This is a genomic window from Rhodococcus sp. OS5, from assembly GCF_056837585.1.
This window is the reverse complement of record NZ_CM166368.1, coordinates 3848464-3874016: the sequence shown is the minus strand read 5'-3', so window position 1 is coordinate 3874016 and position 25553 is coordinate 3848464. Positions and strand designations below refer to the sequence as shown.

The window sequence follows — 25553 nt, the reverse complement described above, 5'->3', positions numbered from 1 at the left end:
GATTGCTCGGTTGGGAAGGTTCAGGAACGCAGACGAGCCCTTCATACAACACGGTCCTAAAGGCATGCCAGAGTGGCGAATTGCGCGCAAGGCAGACGGGAAGTCGCAAGACCCGCTGGCTGATCCTGCCTTCCGACGCTATCGCCTGGAGGTCCGGCGAGAAGCCGCAACGACTCAGGCGAACCGCATGAAAAAGCCGTCATCTGCAGCAACAGATGACGGCCAACCGAATCCCAAGCAAAGGAATCTGATGACAGAGACTACCGCACAACCGCTTACCCGTGAAGACATCATGGCGGCAGTGATCGAAGCGCTCGGCACCGGCACGGTGAACGTGACGAATGCGATCAAGTCCGAGTCCGTTCGCCTGGTTGGCAAGTCCGAACAGGAAGCTCGTGACCGCCACCCAGCAGGGCGAGCAATCAACAATCCACCCACGCACGACGAAATCCCTGCCGCTACGAGCGAGGAACCCAAGAGTCGAGATGCTGAAACCCTGAAGGCGTTCGACCGTAGCCTTCTCTCGGCAATCCTCGACGGAGTCAATGCTGACTCGCAGTGGCGTCGAAGCCCCAAGGTAGATCCGCAACCCGAAGCATCGGACGGACCTTTGCAGCTGGTTGGAGACCGTCCCTATGCGCAACTCGAGCACACAAGCCGCCTGATCGAGTGCATTTCGAATATCGGACCTGAGATGCCCTTTGACCACGAACGCAATCTGGTGCGAGTCCTCGTGGATCAGTTGACATTCCTGGCCGAAGGCATCGGCAATGACAATCGAGTCGTTGACTTGCTCGCGCCCCTATCGCTCGCTCTGGAGCCGTTCCGCGATCGCCTTGATCTTCTTGGCGACCGTGACAGCGTCGGGGTCGGAACTGTTGCGAACGATGTCGTTCGCAAGTTTGGCGATGCCAGCGGCGTCCGCAGCCCGGGTTTGACTGGTCCAGGTTCCGTTCCGGAATTCCATGAAACTTCTCCTTCGGTTGATGGTTGTGGTGACCTAACAGTAGGAGAGGCCGGTTCCGTCGGGGGCACCTCGGTGCCCCCGACGGAGAAGGCCGACGATCCTCGAATCTCGGCGCGCTATGACCGAGCGCTGAACATGATCGCCATCAGCGTCGACGGCGAGGATGACGTCTACCTTCCGCGTGATGGTGCTTTCACTTTCTCGGACGAGATCGCTGAGGCGCTTGAGGTTCAGGCCAAGCTCGGCGGCGCAGCATGAGTCTCGACGTGTTCACTCATGATTCGGTAGGACTTCGGGCGCCGATCTATGACGGCGAGCCGTGGTTCGTCGCCGCGGATGTCGCGAAACTTCTCGAGTACCGCATGGCATCTGACATGACACGTCGCCTCGACGACGACGAAAAGGGTACGCGCTCAGTGCGTACCCCTGGCGGATACCAGGATATGACCGTCATCTCCGAATCCGGTTTCTATTCCGCGATCCTCGGCAGCCAGTCAACGAAAGCGAAAGCCGTCAAGCGGTGGCTCACTCACGAAGTGCTGCCCTCGATCCGCAAGACCGGAACGTACTCGGCCGCGCCGGCACTCACTGAGCTCGAAGTGGCACAGAAGTACGTCGCGGCACTCGAACGCGAGTCAGCCGCCAATGCCAAGATTGCAGTCCTCGAGCCCAAGGCCGCGTACGTCGACATCTTCGTTGCCGGCAGCGATGTGATGACGGTGCGCACGGTCGCCTCGACACTCGGCGTAGGGGAGACGTGGCTACGCGCCGAGTTGATTGCACGCAATTGGATCTACGCCGAAAAGTCGTCCAGGTTCTCGGAGAAGCACGGCAAAGTCGTACCCCAGACGCGCTACTCCGAATATGCCGACAAGAAGGCATATTTCCAGCGTTGCGAGGCCCACGACGCTCCACGGTTTAGAGGCGAGGTCATGCACACGCTGAAGATCACTCCCGCTGGTGCGCAAGCGATTGCACGTGCAGTCGAACGCTGGACGAAAGAGGCTGCAGCATGAACGAGTACACCACCCCGAGCGGAGAACGGATCGTTGCCGGCCAGGTCTACCGCGATGCCCGCGATGTCCATGTTCGGACCCTTCGCGTCGATGAGGTCGACGTCGACCGTTACGACCACATCCGAGTGACCTGCACGGTCATCCGACAGGAAGACGGCAGCAAGGTCACTGAGCCGATGCGGCCCACGACGATGGCACCCTCGCGCCTGGTGAGCCGCGCGTTTCAACTGCTCGAGGACATCAAGTGACGGCCGTCGTAGCGGTTCAGCGTCAGCGTGCGCTCGCCGCGATCGAGGTCTACGAGGCCGCACTCGAGGAGTACGAGCTCCCGTCGGCTCCACGGTCAGAGGCTGACCGGATCGTCGCCGCTGACAGGGTGATCGCTGCCGCTGCTGGCCTCCGAGCCGCAATCCCGATGTAGCCCAAAGACTCCGGTGGCGTCACCACTGTAGGACCGTGCCGGTCCAGATGGCCGGCAACCCGACGCCACCGGCCCAAACTTCCCACACTCTCATTTCTCCTGCGAAGGACATTTTGTGATGACGCATACCCAAAACACGCCCAAAACGGCACCGGTGCAGCCTGAATCGTGCCTGGAATCGTCGCCGCTCGCAGTGCTCGGTCCAAGCGATCCGCTCGTCACTGCGCAGGCTTTCGACTGGCCCGGCGATTCCGACGTCGACCATGACGACGATCTCGACGCGCTCACCATCGAGAACGGAGCGATCCGCTTCGCTGACGAGGTGAAGCCGGTTGTGGTCGACCGCGACACCTGGGCTGAATGGGGACTGGAGCCCGCGCCGAAGTCGTCCCGCCGCATCAAGGTTGCCGCGATCGTCATTGTGGCGGTGATCGCGATCCTGCTGGTAGCCGCTATGGCGTCGCTCGGCCCGATCGGTGGTGCAGCATGAGGCGCCCGACCGCGACTCAGCGGGCAGCTCGGATGGCAGAGCGGGTCCTCATCGAAGGCCGACTGGTTCACCCTCGCGCGAATCACGGCACCATGACCGGCTACAACAACTTCGGCTGTCGTTGCCTCGATTACTCAGCGCGTGAGCTTGAGCGAAAGAAACGAGCCAGGCAGTCGCGGCCCGACGGCGAGTGGACGCGTTTGGATTCCACGCGCGTAGACGAATGGGCTCGATCCCATCCGAACCGCACTCCACTGCAGTGTGATCCGCATCTGAACGCGTTGCTTCACGACGCTGAGTCGGTGGCGGCATGACCGACCACATTCACAACACCGAATGCACGAAGCTCGGTCAGCCCTGCCACGGCCGCGGACTCCCGTGCAAGCAGTCTCACCCAACGCAGCCAGATCTCACCTGCGCCAAGCTCGCCGGCCACGGCCCCAATCACGAGGGCTGGGGCAACGCAATGAAGCGAATCGAATGGACCACGGAGGCAACAGCATGAGCATCACATTCAGCATCAGCCGCGGCGACCTCACGAAGGCGGTCACTATCGGGCTCAAATTCGCAGGAAAGGAACGCGAACTCCCGATGCTTTGCGGGATCAACCTGTCGATGATCAAGGGGCAGTTGACGATCACCGGGACTGATCGATTCCGTATCGGTCTGGTCCGGATCAAGCCGTGGCCCAAAATGGCGGACGGCTCAGCGAACCCTGATCTGAGTGGTCCGGGTAGCAATATTGGAGTCTTGCCGCGCGCGACGGCAACCCGGTTGCTTCGCGTGATCGGTGGCCCACTCGATGGCCGCTCACCTCAGGTCGAACTCACCTGCTCGGGTCGCGAGCTCACCGTCGCCGACGGCGAGACCAGACTCACGGTCACGCTCGCCGACGAGAAGTTCCCTGACATCGCCGGAATCCTTCTCGAAGAGATGGACCGTCCGATCGACCTCGATCTCTGGGGTGTGAACACAGCACTGTTTGCGGCCTTCAAGGATGCTGCGTGGCGCAAGGGAGACCATGCGACCGTGCGACTTTCGACGCCGTCTCGTCCAGCGTTGGTGCGAATCGGAGACCACTTTATCGGCTGCTTGATGCCGGTGCGGATCGCCGAGCACGGGGCGCCTGCGTCGGATTGGAAAGAATTCCTGACGCGCGAACCTGAGAAGCCGAAGCGCACCTCCAAGCGTGCATCCAAGGCGGCGAAGTGACTGACCCGCTGCAGGATCCGGTCAACAGCCCGGACTGGTACGAGCAGGAGATCGGTGAGCAGGTCGATCACGCGTACGACAGTCTCGTCGCGGATTGCGTCGAGAAGTTCCCAACCCGCGAGCCTGCGACGTTCCCCGCGGTGCCGAGCTTCATCACCTGGGGGTGTGGAACCTGCGGGAAGTGGCGGTCCGCGCCGTGTGCACCGAGCTGCGTGTTTGGCGGCCAGGGCGATCCGGCCGACTTCAAACGCGCGCGTGTCGAGTCGGAACGTCGCGAGGACGTCCAGGCGGCAATGCGAGGTGAGTGGGAATGAAACTCTCCGAAGCCATCGAGAACGTCGGCAAACGGGTGATCTACACGCACCCAGCAACTCTGGCGACCAAGCCCGGAATCATCCGCAGCGTCGACATAGCGAACCGCGGACTCGTGAACGTCCAGTACGGCGCCAATATCTGGGCCACCCATCACGACAACCTCACACCTGATCGGAGCAGAAGATGACCTCGCGACTCGTGACGACGAAGGCCGTACCGGGCTCGCCGGAGTGGCTGAAGATAATCACCGCGTCCAAGATCCCGTCCATTCTCGGCATCTCGCGTTTCAAGTCGCAGTTCTCGCTGTGGCACGAGATGGCCGGCACCGTGACTTCGGAGCCGATCGGCAAGGCGCAGCAGGACGATTTCGACTACGGGCATGCAGCGGAGTTGGCGGCCGCCGAGTACTGGCGGTACAAGAATCCCGGGTGGAAGCTCTCGCGAGCCGAGGTCCAGTACACCAATGACGCACTGGGATTCCCCAACGCCGCCACCGTCGACGCCCGTGGTTCACGCGGATCGAAGCGCCGCGGCGTGGAGAAGAAAACAGCACGCGACCTCGCCGAGTGGGGCGACGACGGAACTGGCGAAGTGCCCGCCGACTACACCGCGCAGGTGATCTGGCAGCAGATCGTCACCGGCTGGCTCGACCCGTCGGACGTCGTCCTGTGGCCGCAGTACGGCAAGCCGAAGATCTACACGATCGCGCACGATCCGGTCGTCGCGGAACTCATCCTCGACCGCGTAAGGGAATGGAATGCCAGCCTCGCCGCTGGGATTCCGCCGGAACTCGACGACTCGATCAGCACGTACGCGACGGTTCGGCGCCTACATCCTGCCATCGATGACCGAGAGGTCCAGCTCGATCCGGATCTCGCTCACGACTACCTGACCACCGTCGCCGAGGAGAAGGACGTCGCGAAGCGGCTGACTGGCGTCAAGTCCCGAGTGCTCGACGCGATGGCCGGGGCGAGGACCGCGAAGGCCGGTGGACTGCTGATCGCGACCCGCGGCCCGCACGGTAAGGGCATTGCACTCAAATCCAACACGAAGGCCGATCCGGCCGAAATCGAAAGGCCTGCAGCATGACAAATCAGATCGCAGTACGCGGAAACACCACCGATCTCGTTATCGACCCGACCCAGTCGACGTTCACCGATGTGCAGGTGGCGGCACTTCGGCAGCTCGGTGTCGAGGATGCGCCGAAGGGTGACCTCGACCTGTTCTTCCATCAGGCGAAGCGCACGGGTCTGGATCCGTTTGCTAAGCAGATCTACATGCTCGGTCGCCGCACGAAGATCAAGGTGTGGAACGAGCGGGCGAAGCGTCAGGACGAAGAGTGGGTCATGAAGTACACGATCCAGACGGGGATCGACGGCTACCGGGTGACCGGTCATCGTCTGGCGCGTCTCGCTGGTGACGACATCGCGGTTGAGGGTCCGTTCTGGCGCGGCGCCGACGGCGGATGGGATGATGTCTGGCTGGACCCGAATCGTCCACCGCTGGCAGCGAAGTACATCGTCGTCAAGAACGGCGTGAAGTACTCGTCGGTCGCGATGTATGGCGAGTACGTGCAGACGTATTCGAAAGATGGCCAGCAGGTTCCGAATTCGATGTGGGCGAAGATGCCGGCCAATCAGCTCGCGAAGTGCGCGGAGGCTGCGGCATGGAAGAAGGCGTACCCGAACGACTTCTCGGGCATGGTCCTCGAGGACGCTGTGCAGGTGATCGAGGCCGAGTCGACGTCGGTGACGTCGGAACGTGCGCCGGCGCCGAAGGGTGGCACCGCTGGCTTGGCTGCCGCGCTCGGTGTGACGGCCGAACCGGAGCAGCCTGCCATCGAAGCGCGTGCGACGCCAGACGAGCTGCAGGAATTGCTCGCAGCGCTGGACAAGCACGGGATCGAAGTGTCGGAGCGGGCGGCATTCTTCGCCAGTCGACTCGAGAGGCCGCAGGGACAGGAACTCTCCGGGCTCGAAGATCTGACGAGCGCCGAGGTGGCGACCACGATCCAGTTTCTCGAAACCGGCGAAGAACCGGCCGAGTAAGTCCAACTGCAACAGGCTCGGGCCGTCTCTTCGGTGGCGGCCCGGGCGAGCAAGGTGAGAACTGAACCATGACGGCAGAGCCAGCGATCGAGTTCGAGGACGGGCAGCAGTCGGTCGATCGGTTCGTCTGGGAGGGCATCGTCCGACGTGTCAGCATGCCCTCGGGCGCGAAGTATCTGGCGCTGATGTTGGCGACGTTTTCGGACAGCGACGGGTCGCGGATCTATCCCGGAATCGGACTTCTGGGCCGCACGATGGAGGTCTCGGAGCGGACCGTCATCCGGAACCTCGGGTGGCTTCGAGACAACGGTTTCGTGACTCGTTCGAAAAAGGGGAATCGGTACCAGAAGTTGGCGGACGAGTACCAATTGACGGTTCCGCCAGACGTTCTCGATCGGCTTGTTCTGGATCCTGATGGCGCAGAGTCTAAGTGACATGGGTGTCACCTAGAGATTGTTTCCACAGGCTGTGGATAGAGGTTCGAAATCCTGTGGATAACTACCGATTTCAAAAAACAGACCGAAAAGTCTAAGTGACATTTGGAGCAAGTCTAAGTGACATTTCGCAAAGTCTAAGTGACATTTCGAGCAAGTCTAAGTGACACCCATGTCACCCCACCATATTTACCAACCCATAAACACCAACCACATACCAATCCTTCTGGTTGCTCTAGGTGAGTACCTCACTTGTGGATGTGGATGAACGAAGGAAAATCGATGTCAGCAGTCGGCACGAAAAGACGAGACCTACTGGCGCATGCCAAGCGAGAGTTCGACCTGTCGGTCACCGAGCACGAAATGACGATCCTCCGCGACGACGAGCTGTACCGGCACCTCCGATTCCGCAAGCCCGGCACGGGCCTCTACGGCTGGGATCTGATCACCTGGCCCGGCCACCTCGTCGTCACCGGCGACCTCGAGTCGTTCCACTTCGCTCGCGAAGAGGACATGTTCGGATTCTTCGCCGGCAGCGGCCACAAATCCGAAGGTGGGATCAACCCGCACTACTGGGGCGAGAAGATCCAGGGCACCTCGCAGTGGCGGGAGTTCTCGTCGGAGATCTTCACGCAGCTCGTCGTCGAGGACTTCTGGGACCGCCGGCGCGACTACGAAGGCGACGTCGTCGAACTGTGGCGAGCGATCAAGGATGACGTTCTCGACTACGCCGAGTACGAGAACGAAGCCAGAAGCGCGCTGCACAACTTCCGCCACCGGGGCCTCAAGGGCGGCGACTTCGAGTTCTACGACACCTGGGAATGGTCGTTCATGGACTACGACGTGCACTACCTGCGATCGCTGCACGCGATCGTCTGGGGCATCGCCAAGTACCGGGCAGCGAAGGCGGAATCGTGAGAACCGTCCTCGGGATCGATCCCGGAGCGCGCGCAACGGGGCTCTGCGTCCTTTCAGGCGACCAAATCGTCGCCCACCAGACCATTACCTCAGAAGGGGAGATATTTCCCGCAGAACGGCGCTACGTCCTCGCAGTCCTCGAAGCCGGCGCGGCCCTCCTGCAAATCCACGACATCGACCTCATCGCCGTCGAAACCATCACCCGACCCAGCTGGCACATGAAAGGCCGCGCCGCAGTCGACCCCACCGCACTGCTCGCCACCGCCGAAGTGCTCGGCGCAGTCCTCGGAGTCGACTGGCCCGTCAACGTCACCCAGATCCGACCCAATAAAAACGGGTCACAACCACTCGGCACCTACCCCGGCGAGCTCGTCTCACCCGGCGAGCGACGCAAAGCCGGATGGGAAGCCCGAATCGGTGGCGGCCAACTCAGACACGCACGGTCCGCCTACGACGTCGCACGACTCGCAACCAAAATCGCCCGCAGAAACGCACAGGAGAACTCATGAGCACGGTCCGCATCTATGTCACATCGCCTCTTGGCGACATCGAAGTCAGTCAGGAAGGCCCGACGCGATACGGGTGCGGGAGTAGCTCTAATCGAGAGCAGATCAACACACTGCTCGAGCGCGCCGCACACATGGTCCGCACCGTCTACGAGATCCAGGAGAAGCCAGGGTCATGCGCAGCAAAGTTTGATGGCGATCATGTTTACCGTTGCGCACTTGCTGATGGGCATCACGGTGACCACACCACGGCCCCAGGTGAGCATTGGCAGAAGTCGTCCCTTTCGCCGATTGTCCCTGTACCCACCGAAACCGAGTGGCCAACATGGGATGCGGTGCCCGAGAACGTCACTGTCATTTCCAGCTTTCTCGACCACAGGTATCGCAAGGTAAGTGGAGAAGTCTTTCGAGTCCTGGAGGACGGGAAACGACACAAGGTTGCCGACTTCACCCCGACGGATATGCGCTCTTTCGCCCCGTTCGCTGCAGCCAAGGAGGGGTGAACGTGACCTCGCCTGATCCGGGGTTGAGCGACCTCATCGCAGCGCACACATTGCGCGTGGTCGAGTTGAACGAAGCCGTCCGCTATCCCGAATGCAACGGATGCGACTGGGTTGGCGGACTCGTGAAAGAGCATGCCGTACATCTCGCGTCTGTGGAGGAGCAGCACACCAACGGGCAGATAACGGAAGTCAATGTTCGCGCCAGAGCCAGAGTGAAGGCCGCAAACAAGCGGGCCAGCATCCGCATAACTCAGATCCGCAAAGAAGAAGCGGCGCGGTTCGAAGCCGAAGCGCGCGTCGCGAAGGCCGAGGCCACGATCGCCAGGGTGGAGAAGCTGCAAGGTGACCTCTTCCAACAAGGCGGAAATCTCATAGCGCAATGGGGAGCCGCACGACTCATCCGCGCAGCTCTGCAAGAGGAATTCATCCGCGCAGGGGTGGAAGGGGAACAGCAATGAGCACCAAGGCACTACACACAGTCACCATCACCGGCGACGAAGAGCACCCACGGATCGAATTCACCTGCCACGGTGGCACCGAGTCCGCCTGCCACAACTACCCCGGATGTGACTGCGAGAGCTGGGACGACGATCACCACCACCCGAAAGTCACGCACGAACTCTGCTGGATGCAGCACTGGTTCGACAACGACTGCATCAGCCCAATGGCCGAGCAGGGTGCTCTCGACGATTGCGAATACAGAGTCGGCATGAGCGGCCCGATCGGCACCGAGTTCTGCAACGACTACGTCGAGTGGGAGTTCCTACCCTTCAAGTCCTCTGAGGGTAATTCTCCGTGAAGGTGCGCAGTGCGGGAGAACGCTCGTATCATGAGACCCGCACCAGCAGCGATCAATGCAGCGCATGCAACAGCGGATGTTACGAGAATATGGTCGGCGACGAACTCGACGAAAAAGATGGTCGACCACACGCCGAGAAGCCCGGCAATGAGGATCATTGTGCCAACGGTTGCGGTACAGATGCGCTTCATATGGGAGGGCTCCTCGGGAGTGCGCTTTGCCTTTGTCGGTACGCATTTGATGTGTATCCCTTGCCGGTGTATCGCTGCCCGACTGCCCTGGCAGCGATACACCAACTGGGAAAGGGACTTTCATCCCTTCGCCTATTCCTTCTCGGACGGTCGCCCCTGTTGAGCGGCCAACGCGAAGCAGAATATGAAACCTCCGACTGCCGCGTAAACCCAGCTCGGAGTCCCGTCAATCCCCAGGATCGCCAAGACGAGGAACAGGATCAGTAAGGCCAGAAACTGCAATCCAAATGCGGTTGCAACCTTCAGCAGGCGTGTTTTCATGAACCATCCTTACCAACGGGCGATAAACGTCTTCCAATGCCACACAGCAGCATTGATCGCCTGATTCTTCAAGAACTGCGGCAGTAGCTTCCATGCAAGGGACCCGATATTACCTGCCGCGCAGCCAGCTACGACTCCGTAGATGTAATTGGTCCACGCTGTGTTCGTGCCGGCGAGGAAGTTGCTGATTGCAGTGGCGGGGACGGAGCCGAGGGCGCCACTTGCGCACCAGGCGACAGCAGCCGCGGCGATGACTGGGAGCGCTTGGGGTGTTACCTGTCCTTCTCCCGGTGTCACCGGCGCGACTGGCGCGACTGGCGCGACTGGATCGACTGGCGTTTCGATCGCTACGGCAGGCGGTGTTGGGGGACTGATGATTTGGACATCGACGATCGAGGTCGGGGGCGAGACTGGTTGAGCAGACGCTATTCCGTTAGTGCCAAACAAGGCGGCAGAAGCCACGGCGGTTGTGGTGACGGCGCTCAGAAGGATCCTTCGAGCACGTATCGGCATTCGCATTAGTTTTCCTGTCGTTTGGTCCGGACTGTCTCGATGTCGCGGTTCGGTAGTGACTCTATAAATTCCAACCGGTTGGAAAAGGTGCGCAAACACACAGTAAAGGATCGAGGGTGAAAATGGGGAACTCGGTTTGGTTTCGGTGATTCGTGCAAATTTAGGACAATTGTCCACTTGGGCAGAGTGATTGAAAGATGCAACAGGTGCTCGGATTACGTAAAGCGCAATATCGAGATGGTGGAGGTTGATGAAGCGTGACTGATTCGGTTGCCGCACACTTTGACATGGTCGCCGCATGTGAATACGGGACCTCTGGGTGGTGCACGACCGGGCGACACGAAAAGTGCGCCCACCGCATCGGCGGACCGCAAGAGTCCGGAGTCTGGTCGCCCGAGTGTTACGTGACGATCGGAAACAAGCCCAACGGAAAGACCGCCGTTCCGGCCGGATGGCCAACCGTTATCCGGCCATCGCACATCTGGCGCTGCCCGTGCGAATGCCACAGTGTGCCTGTGGACGACGAACCGAATGACTTGCTCGAACTTTTGGTAATGGATGGATCGTGAAAGACATTGATACACAATGAAATTGGTTGAGTATGTCGATAGAATCGGGTAGGATTGGGCGGAAGTGTCCGACGGCTTGAAAGCGGGGATCGTAATGGCCACATCAGCACTCAAGGGGGAACGATGAGCATGGATACTGCTAGCTTCCGCGCCTTCGTTGAATTCTTCGAAGCGCGGATCGCGGAGGATGAAGCGGTGGCGAAAGCTGCCATCCAGCACCCAAGTCGGTACGACCCGCAGACCCAAGGGCGTGTTCGAACCGGCATCGACGACGGAGAATGGCGGACCGATTCGTATTGCGACCCGAACGATCTGAAGATGATCGAGGGCGCCGGAATCACGATCTACGACGAGGGTGGGCACACGGCCGAGCAGGCAAGGCACATTGCTCGCCACGATCCGGCGCGAGTGCTCGGTGAGGTAGCAGCGAAGCGGGGGATTGTGGCAAAGGCGCGGCAGGGTATGGTCAATATCCGGATATTTCCTGGACTTTGGGAGTCGATGCAGCTTCTCGCCGTGTCGTACGCCGACCATCCCGACTATCGCGAGGAGTGGCGACCTTGAGTTTCGGTACTGAAGCGGATCACTTCTATCTTGATCGAATTGGACAGAGGCAGCTTGTCGAGATCCTGCGATCGGTGCCAACTCTCATGGCCGGTCTCGACGTAGCTGTCGGCAAACACGAGAAGTTCGGGTCCGGTGGACCTCGGGTTGGCCGAGTTGAGCAGGCGCAACCGTTGCCGTTCAATCCGCGAGTATCCGACGCGGCAACAGCCTTGCATCACGAGTTGGCGACATGGGTGCGGTTCGTGTGTGAGCCCCGCGGGATTTGGTACTGGCCGGAAGGATGCACGCACTCGGCCAACTTCATCGGGCCGCTCCGCGAGTGGGAGAAGCGTGCGCCAGTTCATTTCTCGCCGCCGAAAACCTTGGAGCTGGCGGAGTGGCTCGACCGCAACGTCGCTGCACTTGCCCTCACTCCCGGTAGCGAAGAAGCGCTTGACGCGATCCGCAACGTCGTGACGGCTGGGTTCGCGACCCTGCGTCCGCCGCGAGAGGAAGTGATTCCAAAGCTCGATGAGGACGCAGTGAACGAGGCACGCGAGTACGAAATGCATCGGCACGCGATCGCGAAGGCCGCACGAGGGATGGGTGAGGAGTATGCGGGCTTGACGGCCGAGCGAGTGAACACTCTTCGCCGAGCGAAGAAGATTTTCGGCACGCGGTGCATCGTTGCAACCCGGGCGGAGCTATTCCGATTCGGCGATGTCCTCGACGCGCATTTGGAGCACAAGAGTCGAAGCCGCGGGAAGGAAGCGGCGTGAAACCTTAACCACGCCAAGTGTGTTAAGCTTCGCTCGCAAGGGCGTGAGAGGTATCCGAAAGGATCAGTCTCACGCCCCTTCTGCATCCAGGGGCGCGTCTGGATCTGTCGATGCACTAGCCGAAACATCACCGGTGGGTGCTCCGGGAATCAACGCCACAATCTTCCGCTCAGGTCAAAGTCGCCGATCCGGTTCTGCTCACGCGCCGGATATGGAATCCAAGCTCGCACCAAGACGGCCCCCGCCGTAGTGCGCTGCTGCCTGGGCGGGCTCAAACGTCCCCGCTGTCGTGGGGCACACGGTGATCCGGGGAGATCGGTAGCCGAACAACTGAATAGCCCCGGCCTGCAGGCGGGGCCTCAATGGTAGGTAGCTCAATTGGCAGAGCGGCGGGTCGCAGATCCGAAGGTTGCAGGTTCGAGTCCTGCCCGACCACCAATCGTTCATCCAAATCATCGGAGTCTGAAGTGAGTCGAACGTATGACGATATCGGCACGGTTCTCCGCTCGATGAACCATGAGCAACGCGAGGTCGTCCTCGAACTCGTTGCGACCGTCGCGTTTACCCGCACGACGACGTTCGGCATATTCCCTCCCGTCGACGTCGAAGCGATCGTCGATGGTGTTGCAGCCAAGCTTGACGAGATGGCCCTGCCGAAGGTGAGGGAGGCTGACATCCTGCTGGCCGAGAAGGATGTCAACTACGCCACGGCGCATAGAGAACAGATATATCGCATATGGGGAGATCAGCACGGCCCTCTGGCTAACGACACCAAGAGGCTGGCAGACAGACGCCTTGCGAAAGCGCAGGAGGCGCTCGCTCAACTCTGCAAGGTCAGTGCATGACCACGATCCTCGATCTGATCGAAGCGATCCGAATCGTTTTCGCACTCATTGACTTCTGGGTCATCTGATACTCGCACGATCCAGGGATATCACCGACGGGGCAGTGTTGCCGCGGTCCATTCGTTGCCATTGAACCAGCGAACCTGAGACGGATCCTGCTGATCGGGGTACCAGCCCGCGGGCATGAAGGTCCCCGCGGGGCGGTGGTGGATCGGCGCTGGTTTGACCACGAGTCCGCGGATTGCCAACACAACCCACGCGATCACGCCGCCTGTGACAGCAAGTGAGAGCAGCACGAAGATCGGGCCGCTTCCAGCCCAGTACAGACCTGACGCCATCACGAGCAGGAACAACAAGACGAGAACTGATGCAACTAGATTGGCGATCTTCAATCCCTTGCCATCATTCACGGTTCAGCTCACTTCTCTCGTCGGTGGATACATCGTGCCACTCGCCGAGCGCGTCCATGTCTAGATCCCAACCTGCGGAACGGTGGTGTGGTGATGCCGAGGCTCAAGCTGATCCGCTGGGCAATCGAAGGTTTTGTGCGGATGTGGAGATCGTGAATGCGAAGTGGTCCGACTTCCCCGCCGAGCAACCAAACATCGATCCCGGGCCGTATCTCTGCACAGGGTGTGGCCGATGGATTCCGTGCAGACATTGTGAGGAAGGTTCAACAATGGCAGAGGTAGTCGATGGACAGTCCCGGGCTGTGAGTAATTCTGAGTTCCCGGAGTACTTCATTCCCCGACGTGAGGGTGAGAAGGCCATGCGCCGAATCGAACGGATGCTCCGGATCGTCCTGGCCCCCACCAAGGCTGACCCGTACTTCTGCCGGGGTACCCCGCACTACGAGGAGGCCACCCGGGTACTGGGTGCCAGCGCAAGATGGACGCTCGACGAATCAGTTCGTCAAATCAGCCGACGTTGGTTGAAGGTCGATCGCTTCGTCCCGGACGCCGACGGCTGGCCACAACTCACCGGTGCCAGTGACGGAACCCTCGTGACCGAGTCGGTCCGCGTCCGGATCCCTCGCGATTCGTGGCTCGCCCGCGGCTACTCCCACCGGCGACACCGCAAGGGTCTTCCCTCCGTCGGGTAGCCGACCCCGACCGAAGGACCCAGAAGACGCGGGCCACGTCGACGGCAGGCTGTCGCGGTCAATCGCCGCGGCGGCCGGCGCCGTGCCCATGTCGAACCCGGAAGTGAAAGGCGGGAACGCATGCCAGCACTCGAAGACATGATCGTCGACGATGTCGTTCATCTCCGACGCGAGCGATGTCGAGCGAACAAACCCGCGGTCGCCGTTCTCACTGCGACCCTGAACGGGCGGTTCGGACTGCTGACCGGTGATGGGCAGGCCCACTGATGGCCTGGGAGCGCGGAGGCCACAGCCGAACCAGCACCGCAGCCCACCGACGCTGGGCCAGGCAGGTCAAAGCGCGTGACGGATACCGGTGTCAGAGGTGTGGGTATCAGGGCAGCGCGACGGCCCAACCGCATGACATCGAGGCCAATCACATCGTCAACACCAGGTCCGGGGGCACCGACACGCTCTCCAACGGAGAGGCGCTCTGCTTGCCTTGTCACGCCGTGGAAACTCAACGCGAGGCCCAGGCTGGACGAGCAAAGAACGGCCGCCTCCGACCAGCTGAGCCCCACCCGGGCCGACGCTGACGTGACCTCCGCGCCGCGACTCCGGCCCGCCCCGTGACCCCCTGGGGGGATGCCCCTACCCCCACCCCCACGGGCCCACGGTTGGCATAGCAGTCAAAAACATGCGTGCTCCGCTTCTGGTTTTTTGGAGCGAGGAGGAGGTCTGCGATGGTCAAGCCAAAAGCGCCGGCAGGCTTTCGCGCGGCAGGAAAAAAGCTCTGGTCCGGAATTTCCGGTGCATACGAGTTGCGCCCGGACGAGCTTCGGATTCTCGAAGATGCTTGTCGCGAGGCTGACCTGATCGACTCGATGGTCAAGTGGCTCGAGGACGACGACATCATGACGATCGGGTCGACGGGGCAGCCGGTCGTTAATCCGCTGGTGTCCGAGGTGCGTCAGCATCGGACTGTTCTGTCGTCGTTGATGCGGCAGTTGAAGTTGCCAGACGATGGCAATGTCGAGAAGGAGGCGGGCGAGCGGTCGGCCTCGGCCAGGACCGCGGCGAATGCCCGGTGGTCCAGGCGTGGCGCGTAGTCGCGCGGCGACTCTGATCAAGTCTGCGGATTCCGAGTTCGCCGAGATCATTGCCTGGTACGAGGAGCAGCTCGACGACGCCACTCCACCAACGGGGTTGTTGTGGGAGCCGGTGAAGATCGGCCCGACGTGGCAGTGGGACGAAAACGGCTGGGTGTTGCCCGAGGCCAGTCTCGGATGGCGGGTCCTCGCCTGGGCAGGAAAGTGGCTCAGGGACAAGCGCGGTCAGCCATGGCAGTTCACTCCCGAGCAAACCCGTTTTATTCTCTGGTTCTTCGCGGTCGACGAGAACGGCGGATTCCTGTATCACTCGGCAGTCCTGCAGAGGCTGAAGGGTTGGGGCAAGGATCCGGTTGCGGCATGTCTCGCGCTCGCAGCGTGTTTCGCCGAGGTGACGTTCGATCACTGGGACGGCGATCGTCCGATCGGTCGCGAGGAGCCGAACGCGTGGGTGCAGATTGTCGCGGTCAATCAGGAGCAGACCAAGAACACGATGAAGCTCCTGCCGTCGTTGGTGCCGGCGGAAACTCGCCAGCATTACGGGATCCAGATCGGCAAGGTCAATCTCTACGGCCTTGGTGACACTCGGCAGATCGAAGCGGTGACCTCGTCGGCGATGGCGATCGAGGGCGGCCGGCCGACGCTAATCATTCGTGGCGAGACGCAGAACTGGAATTCGTCGAACGGCGGCCACGAGATGGCGGGCGCCATCGAGGGCAACGCTGCGAAGTCCGAAGACGGCACGGCTCGGATGCTGGACATCTGCAATGCCTTTCGCCCAAACGAGGGTTCGGTCGGGCAGGTCGTTCGCGAAGCATGGGAAGCGACCCAGGGCGAGGAATCGGAGTTTCAGGACTTCGGCCTGCTGTACGACTCGCTGGAAGCGCCACCGAAAGCGCCACTCAGTGCCGAGGCGGCACCCGATGTGGTGCGCGCAATCGCGGGCGATTCGACCTGGCTCGACACCAAGCCGCGTGGTCGCATCGTCAAGTCGATCCTGAACTCTGCGAACCCTCCCAGCGAGTCAAGGCGCAAGTGGTACAACCAGATCACGGCCGCCGAGGACGCCTGGGTGGTTCCTCAGGATTGGGACGCCAACGCTGATCCTCGTGTGCTCGAGCGCGGCGATCGCATCGTGATGTTCTTCGACGGATCGAAGTCCGATGACGCGACCGCCCTGGTCGGGTGCCGAATGTCGGACGGGTACATATTCCGGATCGGTATCTGGCAGCGCGGCCCGAAGGACAAGGACTGGATCGTCAATCGGGACGCGGTCGACGTCCGGGTTCACGAGACGTTCGCTAAGTACTCGGTCGTCGGCTTCTGGGCTGACCTTTCCGACGCTCGCGATGACGAAACAGGTGAACGCTATTGGGAGCCGTACGCCGACGCCTGGGCTCAGAAGTACGCACAGAAGCTGCGGCTACTCCCGGCAGTGAAGTCGGGAGACTCTGCGCACCTGATCAATTGGGACATGCGCTCACCGGCTCATATGAAGGTGTTCATCGAGCACGCCGAGCGATTCACCTCGGACGTGAAGAACGGCGCGATGGAGGGGAGTACGGGCGTGATCCCTCATGACGGAGACAAAATCTTGCAACAGCACGTAAAGAACGCGCGCCGGCGCCCCGCCCGTGGAATCGGCGTCGGTCTCGGCAAGGAACACCGCGAGTCGAAGAAGAAGGTCGACGGCGCGGTGTGTGCGGTTGGCGCTCGAATGATGTGGCGCATTGCCATCCGCAGCGGAATCAAGGCGACATCGCGTTCGCGGAAGGCGGTCACCCTGTGATGAAAGGATTTTCGCAGCTATTCGGCGGGCGTGGCATCGCGGCTCTCTCGCTCCGGACTCTCACCCTCAGTGACGACGAGGAACGCCTCGTCGGGCAGCTGCGCGCGCAGATCCGAAAGTTCGCTGCTAAGAATCAGATCAAGAACGATTTCTACGAGGCCAAGCAGAAAACACGCCAGCTCGATATTTCGGTCCCTCCCGGCCTGAAAGACCTCAGCTTGGCCCTCGGCTGGCCTGGGACGGTGGCGGACGTTCTCGAGGAGCGCATCGACCTGCTCGGCTGGACGTCGGTGCAGGACCTCATGGGACTCGACGACATCTTCCGCGAGAACAGTCTCGACGTGGAAGCTGGTCGGGCGCATTTGGACGCGCTGATCGCCGGAACCGACTTCGTGACGGTGGGCCGCGGCGACACCAGTCAGGGTGAACCGGACGTACTTATCACTGTGGAGTCCGCCTCTTCGGCAACGACTTTGCGGAACCATCGGACGCGGCGGGCGCTCGCGGGACTGTCACAGACTCGTGGAGAATCCGGTGCAGTCGAGATGGAAACGCTGTATCTGCCCAATTCGACGATCGGCTTCGAACGCAACGGGCGCACAAAGAAGCTCGATGTCGTCTCGCGTGATGATCACAATGCGGGTCGGGTTTTCATGTCACGGATGGTCAATCGTGATCGAGCGTCGGATCTCGACGGCCGATCGGAGATTACTCGCCCGGTCATGTACTACACCGATGCTGCAATTCGCACGATGCTGGGTGTGGAAATCAATCGCGAGTTCTACACTGCGCCTTCGCGATATGCGCTGGGTGCGGAGCCGGAGCAGTTCGGTGTCTCCGAAGACTCGTCGGCCAGCGAGAAGCGGCTCGCCGGTTGGACTGCGGCGATGGGTCGCTTCAATGTCATTCCGAGGACCGAGGATGGGCAAATGCCATCGGTGGGCGAGTTCCACCCGGCGCCGCCAACCCCGTACATCGACCAAGTGAAGATGTACTCCCAGCTCATTTCCGCCGAGGCTGGGATCCCCTCGACCTACCTCGGTTTCTTCACCGACAACCCTGCATCTGCGGATGCGATCAGGCAGGCCGAGTATCGGCTTGTCAAGCGCGCGGAGCGTCGCCAAGGGACGTTCGGACAATGCTGGCGGGAGATCGCATTCCTGTCGCTACTCGCTCGTGACGGCAAGGTAGACGCGGACGCGTTCCGCAAGATCGGTGTTCGATGGCGAGACGCGTCGACTCCGACGCGCGCTGCGACGGCTGACGCCGGCCAAAAGCTCGTCGGCTCAGGGATTCTGCGTCCGGACTCGCCTGTCACGTACGACTACATGGGCTTCTCAGAGCAGGACCAGCTACGTCTGACAGAGGAGAAGCGACTGGCGATGGCAGCGGAGCTTCCCGACCTTCTACGCAAGGCTGCTGGCCAAGTTTCAAACCCTCAGGTGATCGAGTTGTCGAGTAGGCGCAATGCCAACGAGCCTGCTTGAACGGAAGGAGATTCTGGGCCACCTAGACAGATTGGCGATCAATGAGATCGTCAACGTCTGGGACACGGCGCAGGGTCTCCCTTCCGCGGAGTTCCGATCGGTGATGGTGAATTCGTTGCCCGCGGTGACGGATCCGTATGCCGCTGCTGCGTCGAATCTGGGTGCTGCTTGGTATGACGAGTCTGCGCCGAACTTGCCCTATCGAGCGAAGCCGTCGCCACTTCCCGCGTCGGAGGGCTTGCTGTCTTCGGCTGATTGGGCGATGGGTGCTCGTGGCGCGGATGCGCTTGCCCGGCTGGCTGAGGTTGCGCAGAAAGCGATCTGGAGCGGCAATCGGCAGACGATCTTCGACAATGCGAAGGCAGAGCCTGGCGCGCGCTATGAGCGGGTTGCCGAAGGCAAGTGCTGCGCATTCTGCGCGATGCTCTGTACGCGCGGCGCCGTTTACCTGGAATCAACGGTGGGGTTTCGCGCTCACGGAAACTGTCGCTGCGGCGCGCAAGAAGTGCGGCCAGGCAGGTCCTTTGATCGGCCTGCCCACTATCAGCGCTTCGATGAGGCGTATACCCAAGCTTCGCGTACGGCCACTGGTACGGACGCGATTCTCGCCGAGATGCGAGTCATTCTCGGTTCTTCCTAACTCCTTCGGCGCCGCACGGTGCTGACCTATCCCGCACGGGAGCAGAAATGAAGATTCATCGAACGATCATTGCGCCGGCTATTTCGGATCCTTTCTTCCCGTCGGGTAATCGCGCCGCACGGCGTCACCCCCGACGAGATCCGGAGGGGCACCCGAATCCGAACCCGAACCCCAATCCGGCTCCGGCTCCGGCTCCGGCGCCGGAGCCGAACCCGAACCCCGAGCCCAACGAGGTCGACTGGGCAAAGGTTTTCGAAGGTATGACGCCGGCCGAGGTGAAGGAGAAACTCGACCACTCCCGCAAGTGGGAGACGCGAGCGAAGGACAATCATGACGCCGCTGAGAAGTGGAATCAGATTCAAAGGGCCTTCACCGGCGAAGGTGGCAACACGCCACCGGATCCCGCGCAGCTCGCCACGGACCTTTCTGCCGCACGGCAGGGTGAACGCGAAGCGAAGGTCGAGAACGCGATTCTGCTGCTCGCTCCAACCAAGGGCGCGAACCCCAGCTCGCTGATCGACTCCCGATCGTTCATGGCCAGGATCGCCTCGCTCAACCTCGACCCCACAGCCGCCGACTTCAACGAGAAGGTGACCACGGAGATCGTGGCAGTCGCGGCGGCGCATCCGCTCACGGGCGTTCCCCGTGGTCCGCTGCCCAACCCGCAGCAAGGTAACCCCGGCCACCAGAAGACGGAATCGACTGTCTCGGCAGGTAGGGCGCGTTACAAGGAACGAAATTCCAAGTAGACCAACACATTCAAGAAGGAGGGATCCAGATGGATCTCAATATCAGGACCGAACGCTTCGGTCAGGATGACCAGTCCTGGCTGGCGTCGGCACACGGCACCGACACGGCACGACCGGTCAACATCGACGTGTCGACGTTTACGCCCGCCACTCACTACCCCCAGGGTTACCTCAAGTCCGGCCACCCGCTCAAGAAGGTCGGCACTCGTTACGGCCTGTGGAAGAACGGCGACGAGGATCCGATCGAGGGGCATCTGTTCACTGCGGTGAAGATCCCCGCCGGCGCGACTGTTGTGGTCGGCGCTTTGCACTGGCACGGCGCCATCCTGGCGGCGAAGCTGCCGTCCCCCGTCAATGCGGCCGGCCAGGCAACTGCCCGCAGCATCCGATACTTCTAAGGAGTCTGAGCAATGGCACTTGTGCTCAATAGCGACTACATCACTCCGGCGGAGCTGACGGGCTACACCCGTGAGGCTCTTGCCGATCAGCCGGTCAACGACCTGTCGGTGATCGACAACCTTCTCCCTGATGTCCTCATTGACGATGTGGATTTCCGGGCGAACATCACGCAGCACGGACTGAAACGGTCGGCGAAGTTCCGCAGTTGGGACACCGAGGCTCCGCAGTCGCCCCGCAAGGGTCTGACTCGCATTTCCGGTGAGCTGCCTCCTCTTTCGGAGAAGCGACTACTGGGGGAGTACGACCGTCTGCGGTTGCGCAAGGCAGATTCCGCGATTCTCGATTACATCCTCAAGGATGCTGTGGAGCTGGCCGACGCGATTCGCACTCGCCTGATCATCGCCAAGGCGCAGGCGCTCGTGACCGGCAAGGTCAGCCTGGCGCAGGACGGCCTGGAGATCGAGGCCGACTTCGACCGCAAGCCCGGACATTCCGTCACCGCGGCCACCCTGTGGTCCGGACTCGCGGATCCGGTCCTCGATCAGGAGTCCTGGTTCTCGGTCTTCCGTGTCTCGAACTCGGGTAACCCCGGTCGGGCGATCACCTCGCAGCGCGTTCTGTCTTCGCTGATGCGCAACAAAGCGATCCGCGAAATGGTTCTCCCCGTCGGTTCGACGCAGACCATCGTCACACTCGAGGCGGTCCAGGCCCTGTTCACCTCGTTCGGACATCCTCGATTCGAGGTGTGCGACGCGCAGGTCGAGGACTACAACGGCAATGCCGTTCGCTTGATTCCGGATGACTCGATTCTCTACATCGGCGGATCGAGCACGACCTCGGCGAAGCTGGGCGAAACCCTGTGGGGCATCACCGCAGAAGCGATCGAACCCGAATACTCGATCGACGAGACCGAGGCGCCCGGCATTGTCGTCGGCTCGTACGTCAATCCGGATCCGATCGGTCGTTGGACGAAGGCTTCGGGAATCGGTCTGCCGATCCTGGGTAACTCCAACGCGACCATGATCGCCAAGGTTCTCTGATGGCACGCCTGATCACCTCTGTGCATGTCGCGGACGAGTCGGGCGTCGGTCATGTTTTCGGGCCAAGTGATGCGGTTCCGTCCTGGGCTGCTGCGAGGATCACCAATCCTGCGGCCTGGGACGGCCCGCCACCCGAGCCTGAGGTCACGGAACCCGTCGTGGTCGAGACCGAGACGACAACCGAATCCGAGACCGTAACGGAAGAGGTCGCTCCGGAAACCGTAAGTGCGCCGGCCACCGAAGAGGAGCTGACGCCCGACCTCGCAGCGGAATCCGTATCTGAACCGGAGACGGTGGAGCCCGAGCCGGAAACGGTTAAGCCCGAGCCCGAGCCTGTAACAGCGGCACCCAAGCGTCGCGGTCGACCCGCCAAGGCTACGACCAACAACTAAAAACTAGGAGGTGCCGACCCGATGGCATGGACAATTCCGAAGGATGTTCGCGACCGTTGGATCGGCCCTCCGACCGAGGCGTCGGACGAGCAGATTGCGGTCAAGATCGCCGACGCGGAGGATGACATCCTTCGGGCGGATCCGAATATCGAGGACCGCATCACCGCCAACAAGTTGCCACTGATCCGAGTAAAGAAGGTCGTTGCCCGGATGCTGATCCGGCACCTTCAGAACCCCGAAGGTGTGCGCAGTGTCCAGCAGGGCGCCGGCCCGTTTCAGACGTCGACCACATACGGCGGCGCCGAGCCTGGTGCGCTCACACTGACTGATGACGATCGCGAAGAACTCGGTATCCCGAAGCGGAAGACGCGGGCGTTCTCCGTGGACATGACGCCTCCGGGTGCGTATCGATCGAGAACTCCTGACACGGAGTGGTTCTCGTGAAGCCCTTTCCTCGAGCTCACACGATCGGGATCCGTCGGTTCCAGCAGTCCGATGAACTCGACGCCGGCCGCAACCGGAAGAAATCATGGTCCGATCCGGAACCGACTCTCGTGTACGGCTACGGCTCACGTTCGGACTACGGCATGTCGGAGCCGAACCAGCCGAACCGAGACATGGTCATAGAAGGCCTCGTGGTGCTCGCACCGCCGGAGGTGACGATCAGTGCTCTCGATCGCGTCGTGATTCCCGGCTACGACCACGACTTCGAAGTCGACGGCGAGGACTCCGATTGGACGAAAGGCCCATTCGGGTTCACGCCCGGCCGCTCAATCGCACTGAAGAAAGTGGAGAACTGATGAGCAAAGCTGACATCGTCTGGAATCCCCACGCGCTCGAGCAACTCCGTCGCGGCGTCGAGGTCATGGGTCATCTGCATCGAACGATGGAGAAAGTCCATGCCGCGGTCGGCGGGAACGCTGCCGGGTACACCCTCTCGTCCGTGCAGGGGCAGAAGCGGCCGCAGGGCCGCGGATTCGTATCGGTTGCGGCAACCACCGTGCAGGCGAAGCGATCGGAAGCCAAGCACAACAACCTCATCCGCGCCGCGGGAGCGTCCAGTGGTTGAGGTCATCGAGTTCGACCCTGTCGAAGAAATCGTCACGAACTATCTCTACGACAAGCTCGGCGACAACACGGACGTGTCGACCCGCGTCCCAGTGCCCCGGCCGAACAGGTCCGTCACAGCGCGCGCTGCAGGCGGTGGTGATCGCAACATCATCCTCTCCTCGCGGATGGTGATTTTCCAATGCTGGGACAACGACGAAGACCGCGCACGCAGGCTCGCCGAGCGATCGTTCTCGATTCTCAAAGCAGCGCAGCGTGATTCGACCGAGCCGAGGATCCGTCAGGTGACCACGATCGGTGTCCCGCAATCGTTTCCGGATCCCGAATCGTCGACGCCGCGCTACCAGTTCACCCTGCAGTTCGACATCAGGGGACACATCACTTCGTAGGCCGTGCACCGCCATTCGCGGCACGGCCAACTCTGCCTGAAAGGGGCATCCCATGGCATCTTCTGCCGGCAACATCCTTACCTCCGAACCGCTCGCCAACGGCGTCGTGTTCCGTTCTCCGCTCGGCACTCCGGCGCCCGGCCCGGCCGGCTCTGCCCTTCCGCCCGCCTGGCTCGATCACGGCTATGTCGGCGAGGACGGCATGACCGAGTCGGAGACCCGAGACAAGACCGAGAAGAACGCCTTCGGTGGCGCGGTCGTCAAAGTCCTTCAGACCAAGTACGGCCTGGTCTTCAAGTTCAAGTTCATGGAGTCCAAGAACGCGACCGTGCTCAAGACCGTTTTCGGTGAGAGCAACGTCGTGGTCTCCGGCAACGTGATCACGGTCAACAAGAACAAGAAGACGCTGCCACACTCCTCGTGGGTCCTCGACACCGTCGATGAGGACACGAACGTGCGGAACTACATTCCCGACGGCCAGCCGAGCTTGACCGGCGACCGTGTGTACGTGCACACCGACACGATCTCGTACGAAGTGGAAATCACCTCGTTCGAGAAGAACGGCAACAACGCGGTCATGACCATCAGTTCCGCTGATGGTTCCGTGACGAAGCTGTTCACGCTGCCTGGCGGTTCTACTGCGGGTGCATGGAACGTGTACGTCGACGGCGAGACCACGGACGGCATCGCATTCAATCCGACGGCCGCAGCCGTGAGGACCGCGCTTGAGGCTCTCCCGACCGTCGGCGCCGGCAACGTGGAGGTGACCGGTTCTACCGGTGGTCCGTTCACGGTCGTGTTCAAGAACGGCGCCGGTCTCGTGACCGCGTCTGGATCCGGTCTCACTCCTCCCGGCGCTGTGACCGTCGCCGCGGTCTGACCGCATTCTCCCGCCCCGTGAGGTGTCAACACCATTGGACCGGGCCTGCCCTTCACGGGGCGGGACACCAACAGGCCCGTCCGTCAAACGCTTTCACGTAGTCGACATTGCGCTATTTCATTTTCGAAAGGCTTGGTCCAACCATGGCTATCTTCCGCGTCACTCCTGCCCACGATCCTTCGATTCAGATCGAGTTCGAGATCCCGATCAAGGGGCGTCAGAATCCGCTCTTCTTCACGGTTCCGAAGATCCAGTACTTCCCGGTCGAAAAGTCCAAGAAGTTCTACGACTGGCTCTCGGGCAAGAACGAGCCGCAGCCGGAAGATGGGAAGCCGTTGGAGCCAGTGCGGCGCTCTGGCCGAGACATCGTTCTGAAGATGCTCAGCCTCCACGTGAGTGCCAGGGATTACGCGATCCTCGAGAAGCTCACCGACGGTGAGCTCGGCCAGATCGACACTCATTGGGAAAACGAGTCGAAGACGCCAGTGGGGGAATCCTCAGCCTCCTCGGATACCTAGAGGACGAGGAGGAGGTTGCCGAGGCGATCCAAGCTGATCTGCTCCCGATGGGTAGATCGCTGGATTTCCTCGGCACCGCGAATCTCTCATGGTGGGACCTCAAGTGCTACCTCAAGTACCCCCCACCGAACGGCGCGTATATGCGCCGCAAGAATCCTGATCTTCACTGGGATCTGCACGCACACTTGCTCGCTGGAATCTTTGACGGAATCCAGGGCGGAAACTGGCAGCGCGGAGGCAATTCGAAGGCGAAGCGCCCTGAGCCGATGCCACGCCCGGGCGTCACACCGCCCGAGGAGAGCAAGCCGAAAACGGTGCTACCAGTCTCTGAGCTTCGCAAGAGACTCAAGGCGGACAACCGGGAACAGGTTCCGCTCGCCATTGCCGACCGACCCGAGATCCTCGACGCCGAATCCAGCGAAACCTTCGACGACGAACTCAAACCAGGGACGCCGAAGCTCACCACGCAGCAAGTTCTGGCAGTGCGCGCGCTCGCCTCGAGTGGATGCACCTACGCCGATCTTGCTGCCCTCTTCCACGTTTCGCGGTCGACAATCGGCCGGATTGTGACACGTAAGACGTGGAAGCACCTCGATGACAACTGAATAACTGGAGGTGG

At 61.4% G+C, this 25553-nt stretch carries 40 protein-coding genes and 1 tRNA gene; 39 read left to right on the top strand and 2 right to left on the bottom strand.

All coding sequences use genetic code 11. The features are described 5' to 3' along the window. Positions 1-10: 10 nt before the first annotated feature. From ACVZUB_RS18025 to ACVZUB_RS17945, 17 genes are all read left to right on the top strand, one after another. The gene (locus tag ACVZUB_RS18025; RefSeq protein WP_482627620.1) at positions 11-1225 is read left to right on the top strand and encodes a hypothetical protein; all 1215 of its coding nucleotides are present in this window, start codon (positions 11-13) and stop codon (positions 1223-1225) included. After that, positions 1222-1983, top strand: a complete 762-nt coding sequence (locus ACVZUB_RS18020) for a BRO family protein (RefSeq protein ID WP_482627619.1) — start codon at positions 1222-1224, stop codon at positions 1981-1983. Before ACVZUB_RS18025 ends, ACVZUB_RS18020 begins: the two co-directional genes overlap by 4 nt. Beyond that, positions 1980-2231 (top strand): hypothetical protein, encoded by a 252-nt coding sequence (locus ACVZUB_RS18015; RefSeq protein ID WP_482627618.1) that lies wholly within the window; start codon positions 1980-1982, stop codon positions 2229-2231. Before ACVZUB_RS18020 ends, ACVZUB_RS18015 begins: the two co-directional genes overlap by 4 nt. Then, positions 2228-2404, top strand: a complete 177-nt coding sequence (locus tag ACVZUB_RS18010; RefSeq protein ID WP_156665928.1) for a hypothetical protein — start codon at positions 2228-2230, stop codon at positions 2402-2404. The genes ACVZUB_RS18015 and ACVZUB_RS18010 overlap by 4 nt, the downstream gene beginning before the upstream one ends. A 118-nt stretch (positions 2405-2522) precedes the next feature. Further along, positions 2523-2894 (top strand): hypothetical protein, encoded by a 372-nt coding sequence (locus ACVZUB_RS18005; RefSeq protein ID WP_218695956.1) that lies wholly within the window; start codon positions 2523-2525, stop codon positions 2892-2894. A gap of 310 nt (positions 2895-3204) precedes the next feature. After that, positions 3205-3399 (top strand): hypothetical protein, encoded by a 195-nt coding sequence (locus ACVZUB_RS18000; protein ID WP_076948386.1) that lies wholly within the window; start codon positions 3205-3207, stop codon positions 3397-3399. Further along, on the top strand, positions 3396-4106 hold the full coding sequence (locus ACVZUB_RS17995; RefSeq protein ID WP_482627617.1) for a hypothetical protein: 711 nt from the start codon (positions 3396-3398) through the stop codon (positions 4104-4106). Before ACVZUB_RS18000 ends, ACVZUB_RS17995 begins: the two co-directional genes overlap by 4 nt. Next, entirely contained in the window at positions 4103-4420 is a 318-nt protein-coding gene (locus tag ACVZUB_RS17990; protein ID WP_482627616.1) for a hypothetical protein, read from the top strand. Before ACVZUB_RS17995 ends, ACVZUB_RS17990 begins: the two co-directional genes overlap by 4 nt. Further along, the gene (locus ACVZUB_RS17985) at positions 4417-4608 is read left to right on the top strand and encodes a hypothetical protein (RefSeq protein WP_482627615.1); all 192 of its coding nucleotides are present in this window, start codon (positions 4417-4419) and stop codon (positions 4606-4608) included. Before ACVZUB_RS17990 ends, ACVZUB_RS17985 begins: the two co-directional genes overlap by 4 nt. Continuing rightward, the gene (locus ACVZUB_RS17980) at positions 4605-5510 is read left to right on the top strand and encodes a YqaJ viral recombinase family protein (RefSeq protein ID WP_482627614.1); all 906 of its coding nucleotides are present in this window, start codon (positions 4605-4607) and stop codon (positions 5508-5510) included. The genes ACVZUB_RS17985 and ACVZUB_RS17980 overlap by 4 nt, the downstream gene beginning before the upstream one ends. Beyond that, positions 5507-6469 carry a recombinase RecT gene (locus ACVZUB_RS17975; protein WP_482627613.1) on the top strand — a complete coding sequence of 321 codons (963 nt, stop codon included), beginning with the start codon at positions 5507-5509 and terminating at the stop codon, positions 6467-6469. The genes ACVZUB_RS17980 and ACVZUB_RS17975 overlap by 4 nt, the downstream gene beginning before the upstream one ends. A 68-nt stretch (positions 6470-6537) precedes the next feature. Beyond that, positions 6538-6903: a hypothetical protein gene (locus tag ACVZUB_RS17970; protein ID WP_482627612.1), complete on the top strand. Its 366-nt coding sequence runs from the start codon at positions 6538-6540 to the stop codon at positions 6901-6903. 282 nt (positions 6904-7185) lie between these two features. Further along, the gene (locus ACVZUB_RS17965; protein ID WP_482627611.1) at positions 7186-7821 is read left to right on the top strand and encodes a hypothetical protein; all 636 of its coding nucleotides are present in this window, start codon (positions 7186-7188) and stop codon (positions 7819-7821) included. After that, a complete protein-coding gene (locus tag ACVZUB_RS17960) occupies positions 7818-8330 on the top strand; it encodes a hypothetical protein (RefSeq protein WP_482627610.1) in 513 nt (170 codons plus the stop codon). Before ACVZUB_RS17965 ends, ACVZUB_RS17960 begins: the two co-directional genes overlap by 4 nt. After that, on the top strand, positions 8327-8830 hold the full coding sequence (locus ACVZUB_RS17955) for a hypothetical protein (RefSeq protein ID WP_482627609.1): 504 nt from the start codon (positions 8327-8329) through the stop codon (positions 8828-8830). Before ACVZUB_RS17960 ends, ACVZUB_RS17955 begins: the two co-directional genes overlap by 4 nt. 2 nt (positions 8831-8832) lie before the next feature. After that, positions 8833-9288 carry a hypothetical protein gene (locus ACVZUB_RS17950; RefSeq protein ID WP_482627608.1) on the top strand — a complete coding sequence of 152 codons (456 nt, stop codon included), beginning with the start codon at positions 8833-8835 and terminating at the stop codon, positions 9286-9288. Continuing rightward, entirely contained in the window at positions 9285-9629 is a 345-nt protein-coding gene (locus ACVZUB_RS17945; RefSeq protein ID WP_482627607.1) for a hypothetical protein, read from the top strand. The genes ACVZUB_RS17950 and ACVZUB_RS17945 overlap by 4 nt, the downstream gene beginning before the upstream one ends. Before the next feature lie 323 nt (positions 9630-9952). Here the strand turns inward: ACVZUB_RS17945 and ACVZUB_RS17940 are convergent, their stop codons facing one another. Beyond that, entirely contained in the window at positions 9953-10141 is a 189-nt protein-coding gene (locus tag ACVZUB_RS17940; protein ID WP_064443960.1) for a hypothetical protein, read from the bottom strand. A gap of 1211 nt (positions 10142-11352) precedes the next feature. On the opposite strand from ACVZUB_RS17940, the gene ACVZUB_RS17935 reads away from it, so the two are divergent. The 4 genes from ACVZUB_RS17935 to ACVZUB_RS17920 all read left to right on the top strand — a co-directional run bounded on the left by ACVZUB_RS17935 (position 11353) and on the right by ACVZUB_RS17920 (position 13393). Continuing rightward, complete coding sequence (locus ACVZUB_RS17935; RefSeq protein ID WP_482627606.1) at positions 11353-11787, top strand: DUF6221 family protein; 435 nt, start codon at positions 11353-11355, stop codon at positions 11785-11787. A gap of 74 nt (positions 11788-11861) precedes the next feature. Beyond that, a complete protein-coding gene (locus ACVZUB_RS17930; protein ID WP_482627605.1) occupies positions 11862-12548 on the top strand; it encodes a hypothetical protein in 687 nt (228 codons plus the stop codon). A 363-nt stretch (positions 12549-12911) separates the two neighbouring features. After that, positions 12912-12984 (top strand) — tRNA-Cys (locus tag ACVZUB_RS17925). Between the two features lie 31 nt (positions 12985-13015). After that, positions 13016-13393: a hypothetical protein gene (locus tag ACVZUB_RS17920; RefSeq protein WP_482627604.1), complete on the top strand. Its 378-nt coding sequence runs from the start codon at positions 13016-13018 to the stop codon at positions 13391-13393. 89 nt (positions 13394-13482) lie between these two features. On the opposite strand, the gene ACVZUB_RS17915 is transcribed toward ACVZUB_RS17920, so the two are convergent. Then, entirely contained in the window at positions 13483-13803 is a 321-nt protein-coding gene (locus ACVZUB_RS17915; RefSeq protein WP_387405895.1) for a DUF2510 domain-containing protein, read from the bottom strand. Between the two features lie 302 nt (positions 13804-14105). Here ACVZUB_RS17915 and ACVZUB_RS17910 point away from each other — a divergent pair, with 302 nt between their 5' ends. The 18 genes from ACVZUB_RS17910 to ACVZUB_RS17825 all read left to right on the top strand — a co-directional run bounded on the left by ACVZUB_RS17910 (position 14106) and on the right by ACVZUB_RS17825 (position 25539). Beyond that, a complete protein-coding gene (locus ACVZUB_RS17910; RefSeq protein WP_482627603.1) occupies positions 14106-14495 on the top strand; it encodes a hypothetical protein in 390 nt (129 codons plus the stop codon). A gap of 120 nt (positions 14496-14615) precedes the next feature. Then, positions 14616-14762, top strand: a complete 147-nt coding sequence (locus ACVZUB_RS17905; protein WP_482627602.1) for a hypothetical protein — start codon at positions 14616-14618, stop codon at positions 14760-14762. Continuing rightward, positions 14762-15070, top strand: coding sequence for an HNH endonuclease (locus ACVZUB_RS17900; RefSeq protein WP_482627601.1), 309 nt, complete (start codon positions 14762-14764; stop codon positions 15068-15070). Before ACVZUB_RS17905 ends, ACVZUB_RS17900 begins: the two co-directional genes overlap by 1 nt. A gap of 147 nt (positions 15071-15217) precedes the next feature. Beyond that, a complete protein-coding gene (locus ACVZUB_RS17895) occupies positions 15218-15583 on the top strand; it encodes a hypothetical protein (RefSeq protein WP_287487710.1) in 366 nt (121 codons plus the stop codon). Then, positions 15555-17372: a hypothetical protein gene (locus tag ACVZUB_RS17890; RefSeq protein WP_482627600.1), complete on the top strand. Its 1818-nt coding sequence runs from the start codon at positions 15555-15557 to the stop codon at positions 17370-17372. The genes ACVZUB_RS17895 and ACVZUB_RS17890 overlap by 29 nt, the downstream gene beginning before the upstream one ends. After that, positions 17372-18859: a phage portal protein gene (locus ACVZUB_RS17885; RefSeq protein WP_209447583.1), complete on the top strand. Its 1488-nt coding sequence runs from the start codon at positions 17372-17374 to the stop codon at positions 18857-18859. The genes ACVZUB_RS17890 and ACVZUB_RS17885 overlap by 1 nt, the downstream gene beginning before the upstream one ends. Then, entirely contained in the window at positions 18840-19499 is a 660-nt protein-coding gene (locus ACVZUB_RS17880) for a VG15 protein (protein ID WP_054825918.1), read from the top strand. The genes ACVZUB_RS17885 and ACVZUB_RS17880 overlap by 20 nt, the downstream gene beginning before the upstream one ends. Before the next feature lie 47 nt (positions 19500-19546). Then, positions 19547-20248 (top strand): hypothetical protein, encoded by a 702-nt coding sequence (locus ACVZUB_RS17875; protein ID WP_482627599.1) that lies wholly within the window; start codon positions 19547-19549, stop codon positions 20246-20248. A gap of 29 nt (positions 20249-20277) precedes the next feature. Next, positions 20278-20646: a hypothetical protein gene (locus ACVZUB_RS17870; RefSeq protein ID WP_054825920.1), complete on the top strand. Its 369-nt coding sequence runs from the start codon at positions 20278-20280 to the stop codon at positions 20644-20646. 12 nt (positions 20647-20658) lie between these two features. Then, entirely contained in the window at positions 20659-21687 is a 1029-nt protein-coding gene (locus tag ACVZUB_RS17865) for a major capsid protein (RefSeq protein WP_054825921.1), read from the top strand. Continuing rightward, on the top strand, positions 21687-22079 hold the full coding sequence (locus tag ACVZUB_RS17860; protein WP_482627598.1) for a hypothetical protein: 393 nt from the start codon (positions 21687-21689) through the stop codon (positions 22077-22079). Before ACVZUB_RS17865 ends, ACVZUB_RS17860 begins: the two co-directional genes overlap by 1 nt. A 21-nt stretch (positions 22080-22100) precedes the next feature. After that, positions 22101-22523 carry a Gp19/Gp15/Gp42 family protein gene (locus tag ACVZUB_RS17855; RefSeq protein ID WP_482627597.1) on the top strand — a complete coding sequence of 141 codons (423 nt, stop codon included), beginning with the start codon at positions 22101-22103 and terminating at the stop codon, positions 22521-22523. Then, complete coding sequence (locus tag ACVZUB_RS17850) at positions 22520-22879, top strand: hypothetical protein (RefSeq protein ID WP_134931924.1); 360 nt, start codon at positions 22520-22522, stop codon at positions 22877-22879. The genes ACVZUB_RS17855 and ACVZUB_RS17850 overlap by 4 nt, the downstream gene beginning before the upstream one ends. Then, complete coding sequence (locus ACVZUB_RS17845; protein WP_482627596.1) at positions 22879-23148, top strand: hypothetical protein; 270 nt, start codon at positions 22879-22881, stop codon at positions 23146-23148. Before ACVZUB_RS17850 ends, ACVZUB_RS17845 begins: the two co-directional genes overlap by 1 nt. Continuing rightward, complete coding sequence (locus tag ACVZUB_RS17840) at positions 23141-23536, top strand: hypothetical protein (RefSeq protein ID WP_482627595.1); 396 nt, start codon at positions 23141-23143, stop codon at positions 23534-23536. Before ACVZUB_RS17845 ends, ACVZUB_RS17840 begins: the two co-directional genes overlap by 8 nt. A 52-nt stretch (positions 23537-23588) precedes the next feature. Next, positions 23589-24416 (top strand): phage tail tube protein, encoded by an 828-nt coding sequence (locus tag ACVZUB_RS17835; protein WP_054825926.1) that lies wholly within the window; start codon positions 23589-23591, stop codon positions 24414-24416. A gap of 143 nt (positions 24417-24559) precedes the next feature. After that, the gene (locus ACVZUB_RS17830) at positions 24560-24934 is read left to right on the top strand and encodes a hypothetical protein (protein ID WP_482627594.1); all 375 of its coding nucleotides are present in this window, start codon (positions 24560-24562) and stop codon (positions 24932-24934) included. After that, on the top strand, positions 24877-25539 hold the full coding sequence (locus ACVZUB_RS17825; protein WP_482627593.1) for a helix-turn-helix domain-containing protein: 663 nt from the start codon (positions 24877-24879) through the stop codon (positions 25537-25539). Before ACVZUB_RS17830 ends, ACVZUB_RS17825 begins: the two co-directional genes overlap by 58 nt. Positions 25540-25553: the final 14 nt, after the last annotated feature.

What these genes read in the sequence shown, in the direction of transcription:
- ACVZUB_RS17835 (WP_054825926.1), top strand. Translation starts at nt 23,589, where the DNA reads ATGGCATCTTCTGCCGGCAACATCCTTACCTCCGAACCGCTCGCCAAC.
- ACVZUB_RS17885 (WP_209447583.1), top strand. Translation starts at nt 17,372, where the DNA reads ATGAAAGGATTTTCGCAGCTATTCGGCGGGCGTGGCATCGCGGCTCTC.
- ACVZUB_RS17965 (WP_482627611.1), top strand. Translation starts at nt 7,186, where the DNA reads ATGTCAGCAGTCGGCACGAAAAGACGAGACCTACTGGCGCATGCCAAG.
- ACVZUB_RS17890 (WP_482627600.1), top strand. Translation starts at nt 15,555, where the DNA reads ATGCCCGGTGGTCCAGGCGTGGCGCGTAGTCGCGCGGCGACTCTGATC.
- ACVZUB_RS17845 (WP_482627596.1), top strand. Translation starts at nt 22,879, where the DNA reads ATGAGCAAAGCTGACATCGTCTGGAATCCCCACGCGCTCGAGCAACTC.
- ACVZUB_RS18020 (WP_482627619.1), top strand. Translation starts at nt 1,222, where the DNA reads ATGAGTCTCGACGTGTTCACTCATGATTCGGTAGGACTTCGGGCGCCG.
- ACVZUB_RS17855 (WP_482627597.1), top strand. Translation starts at nt 22,101, where the DNA reads ATGGCATGGACAATTCCGAAGGATGTTCGCGACCGTTGGATCGGCCCT.
- ACVZUB_RS18005 (WP_218695956.1), top strand. Translation starts at nt 2,523, where the DNA reads ATGACGCATACCCAAAACACGCCCAAAACGGCACCGGTGCAGCCTGAA.
- ACVZUB_RS17905 (WP_482627602.1), top strand. Translation starts at nt 14,616, where the DNA reads ATGCCAGCACTCGAAGACATGATCGTCGACGATGTCGTTCATCTCCGA.
- ACVZUB_RS17830 (WP_482627594.1), top strand. Translation starts at nt 24,560, where the DNA reads ATGGCTATCTTCCGCGTCACTCCTGCCCACGATCCTTCGATTCAGATC.
- ACVZUB_RS17880 (WP_054825918.1), top strand. Translation starts at nt 18,840, where the DNA reads ATGCCAACGAGCCTGCTTGAACGGAAGGAGATTCTGGGCCACCTAGAC.
- ACVZUB_RS17975 (WP_482627613.1), top strand. Translation starts at nt 5,507, where the DNA reads ATGACAAATCAGATCGCAGTACGCGGAAACACCACCGATCTCGTTATC.
- ACVZUB_RS17870 (WP_054825920.1), top strand. Translation starts at nt 20,278, where the DNA reads ATGGATCTCAATATCAGGACCGAACGCTTCGGTCAGGATGACCAGTCC.
- ACVZUB_RS17970 (WP_482627612.1), top strand. Translation starts at nt 6,538, where the DNA reads ATGACGGCAGAGCCAGCGATCGAGTTCGAGGACGGGCAGCAGTCGGTC.
- ACVZUB_RS17985 (WP_482627615.1), top strand. Translation starts at nt 4,417, where the DNA reads ATGAAACTCTCCGAAGCCATCGAGAACGTCGGCAAACGGGTGATCTAC.
- ACVZUB_RS17875 (WP_482627599.1), top strand. Translation starts at nt 19,547, where the DNA reads ATGAAGATTCATCGAACGATCATTGCGCCGGCTATTTCGGATCCTTTC.
- ACVZUB_RS17865 (WP_054825921.1), top strand. Translation starts at nt 20,659, where the DNA reads ATGGCACTTGTGCTCAATAGCGACTACATCACTCCGGCGGAGCTGACG.
- ACVZUB_RS17995 (WP_482627617.1), top strand. Translation starts at nt 3,396, where the DNA reads ATGAGCATCACATTCAGCATCAGCCGCGGCGACCTCACGAAGGCGGTC.
- ACVZUB_RS17980 (WP_482627614.1), top strand. Translation starts at nt 4,605, where the DNA reads ATGACCTCGCGACTCGTGACGACGAAGGCCGTACCGGGCTCGCCGGAG.
- ACVZUB_RS18000 (WP_076948386.1), top strand. Translation starts at nt 3,205, where the DNA reads ATGACCGACCACATTCACAACACCGAATGCACGAAGCTCGGTCAGCCC.
- ACVZUB_RS17900 (WP_482627601.1), top strand. Translation starts at nt 14,762, where the DNA reads ATGGCCTGGGAGCGCGGAGGCCACAGCCGAACCAGCACCGCAGCCCAC.
- ACVZUB_RS17955 (WP_482627609.1), top strand. Translation starts at nt 8,327, where the DNA reads ATGAGCACGGTCCGCATCTATGTCACATCGCCTCTTGGCGACATCGAA.
- ACVZUB_RS17860 (WP_482627598.1), top strand. Translation starts at nt 21,687, where the DNA reads ATGGCACGCCTGATCACCTCTGTGCATGTCGCGGACGAGTCGGGCGTC.
- ACVZUB_RS17935 (WP_482627606.1), top strand. Translation starts at nt 11,353, where the DNA reads ATGGATACTGCTAGCTTCCGCGCCTTCGTTGAATTCTTCGAAGCGCGG.
- ACVZUB_RS18015 (WP_482627618.1), top strand. Translation starts at nt 1,980, where the DNA reads ATGAACGAGTACACCACCCCGAGCGGAGAACGGATCGTTGCCGGCCAG.
- ACVZUB_RS17945 (WP_482627607.1), top strand. Translation starts at nt 9,285, where the DNA reads ATGAGCACCAAGGCACTACACACAGTCACCATCACCGGCGACGAAGAG.
- ACVZUB_RS17940 (WP_064443960.1), bottom strand. Translation starts at nt 10,141, where the DNA reads ATGAAAACACGCCTGCTGAAGGTTGCAACCGCATTTGGATTGCAGTTT.
- ACVZUB_RS17895 (WP_287487710.1), top strand. Translation starts at nt 15,218, where the DNA reads ATGGTCAAGCCAAAAGCGCCGGCAGGCTTTCGCGCGGCAGGAAAAAAG.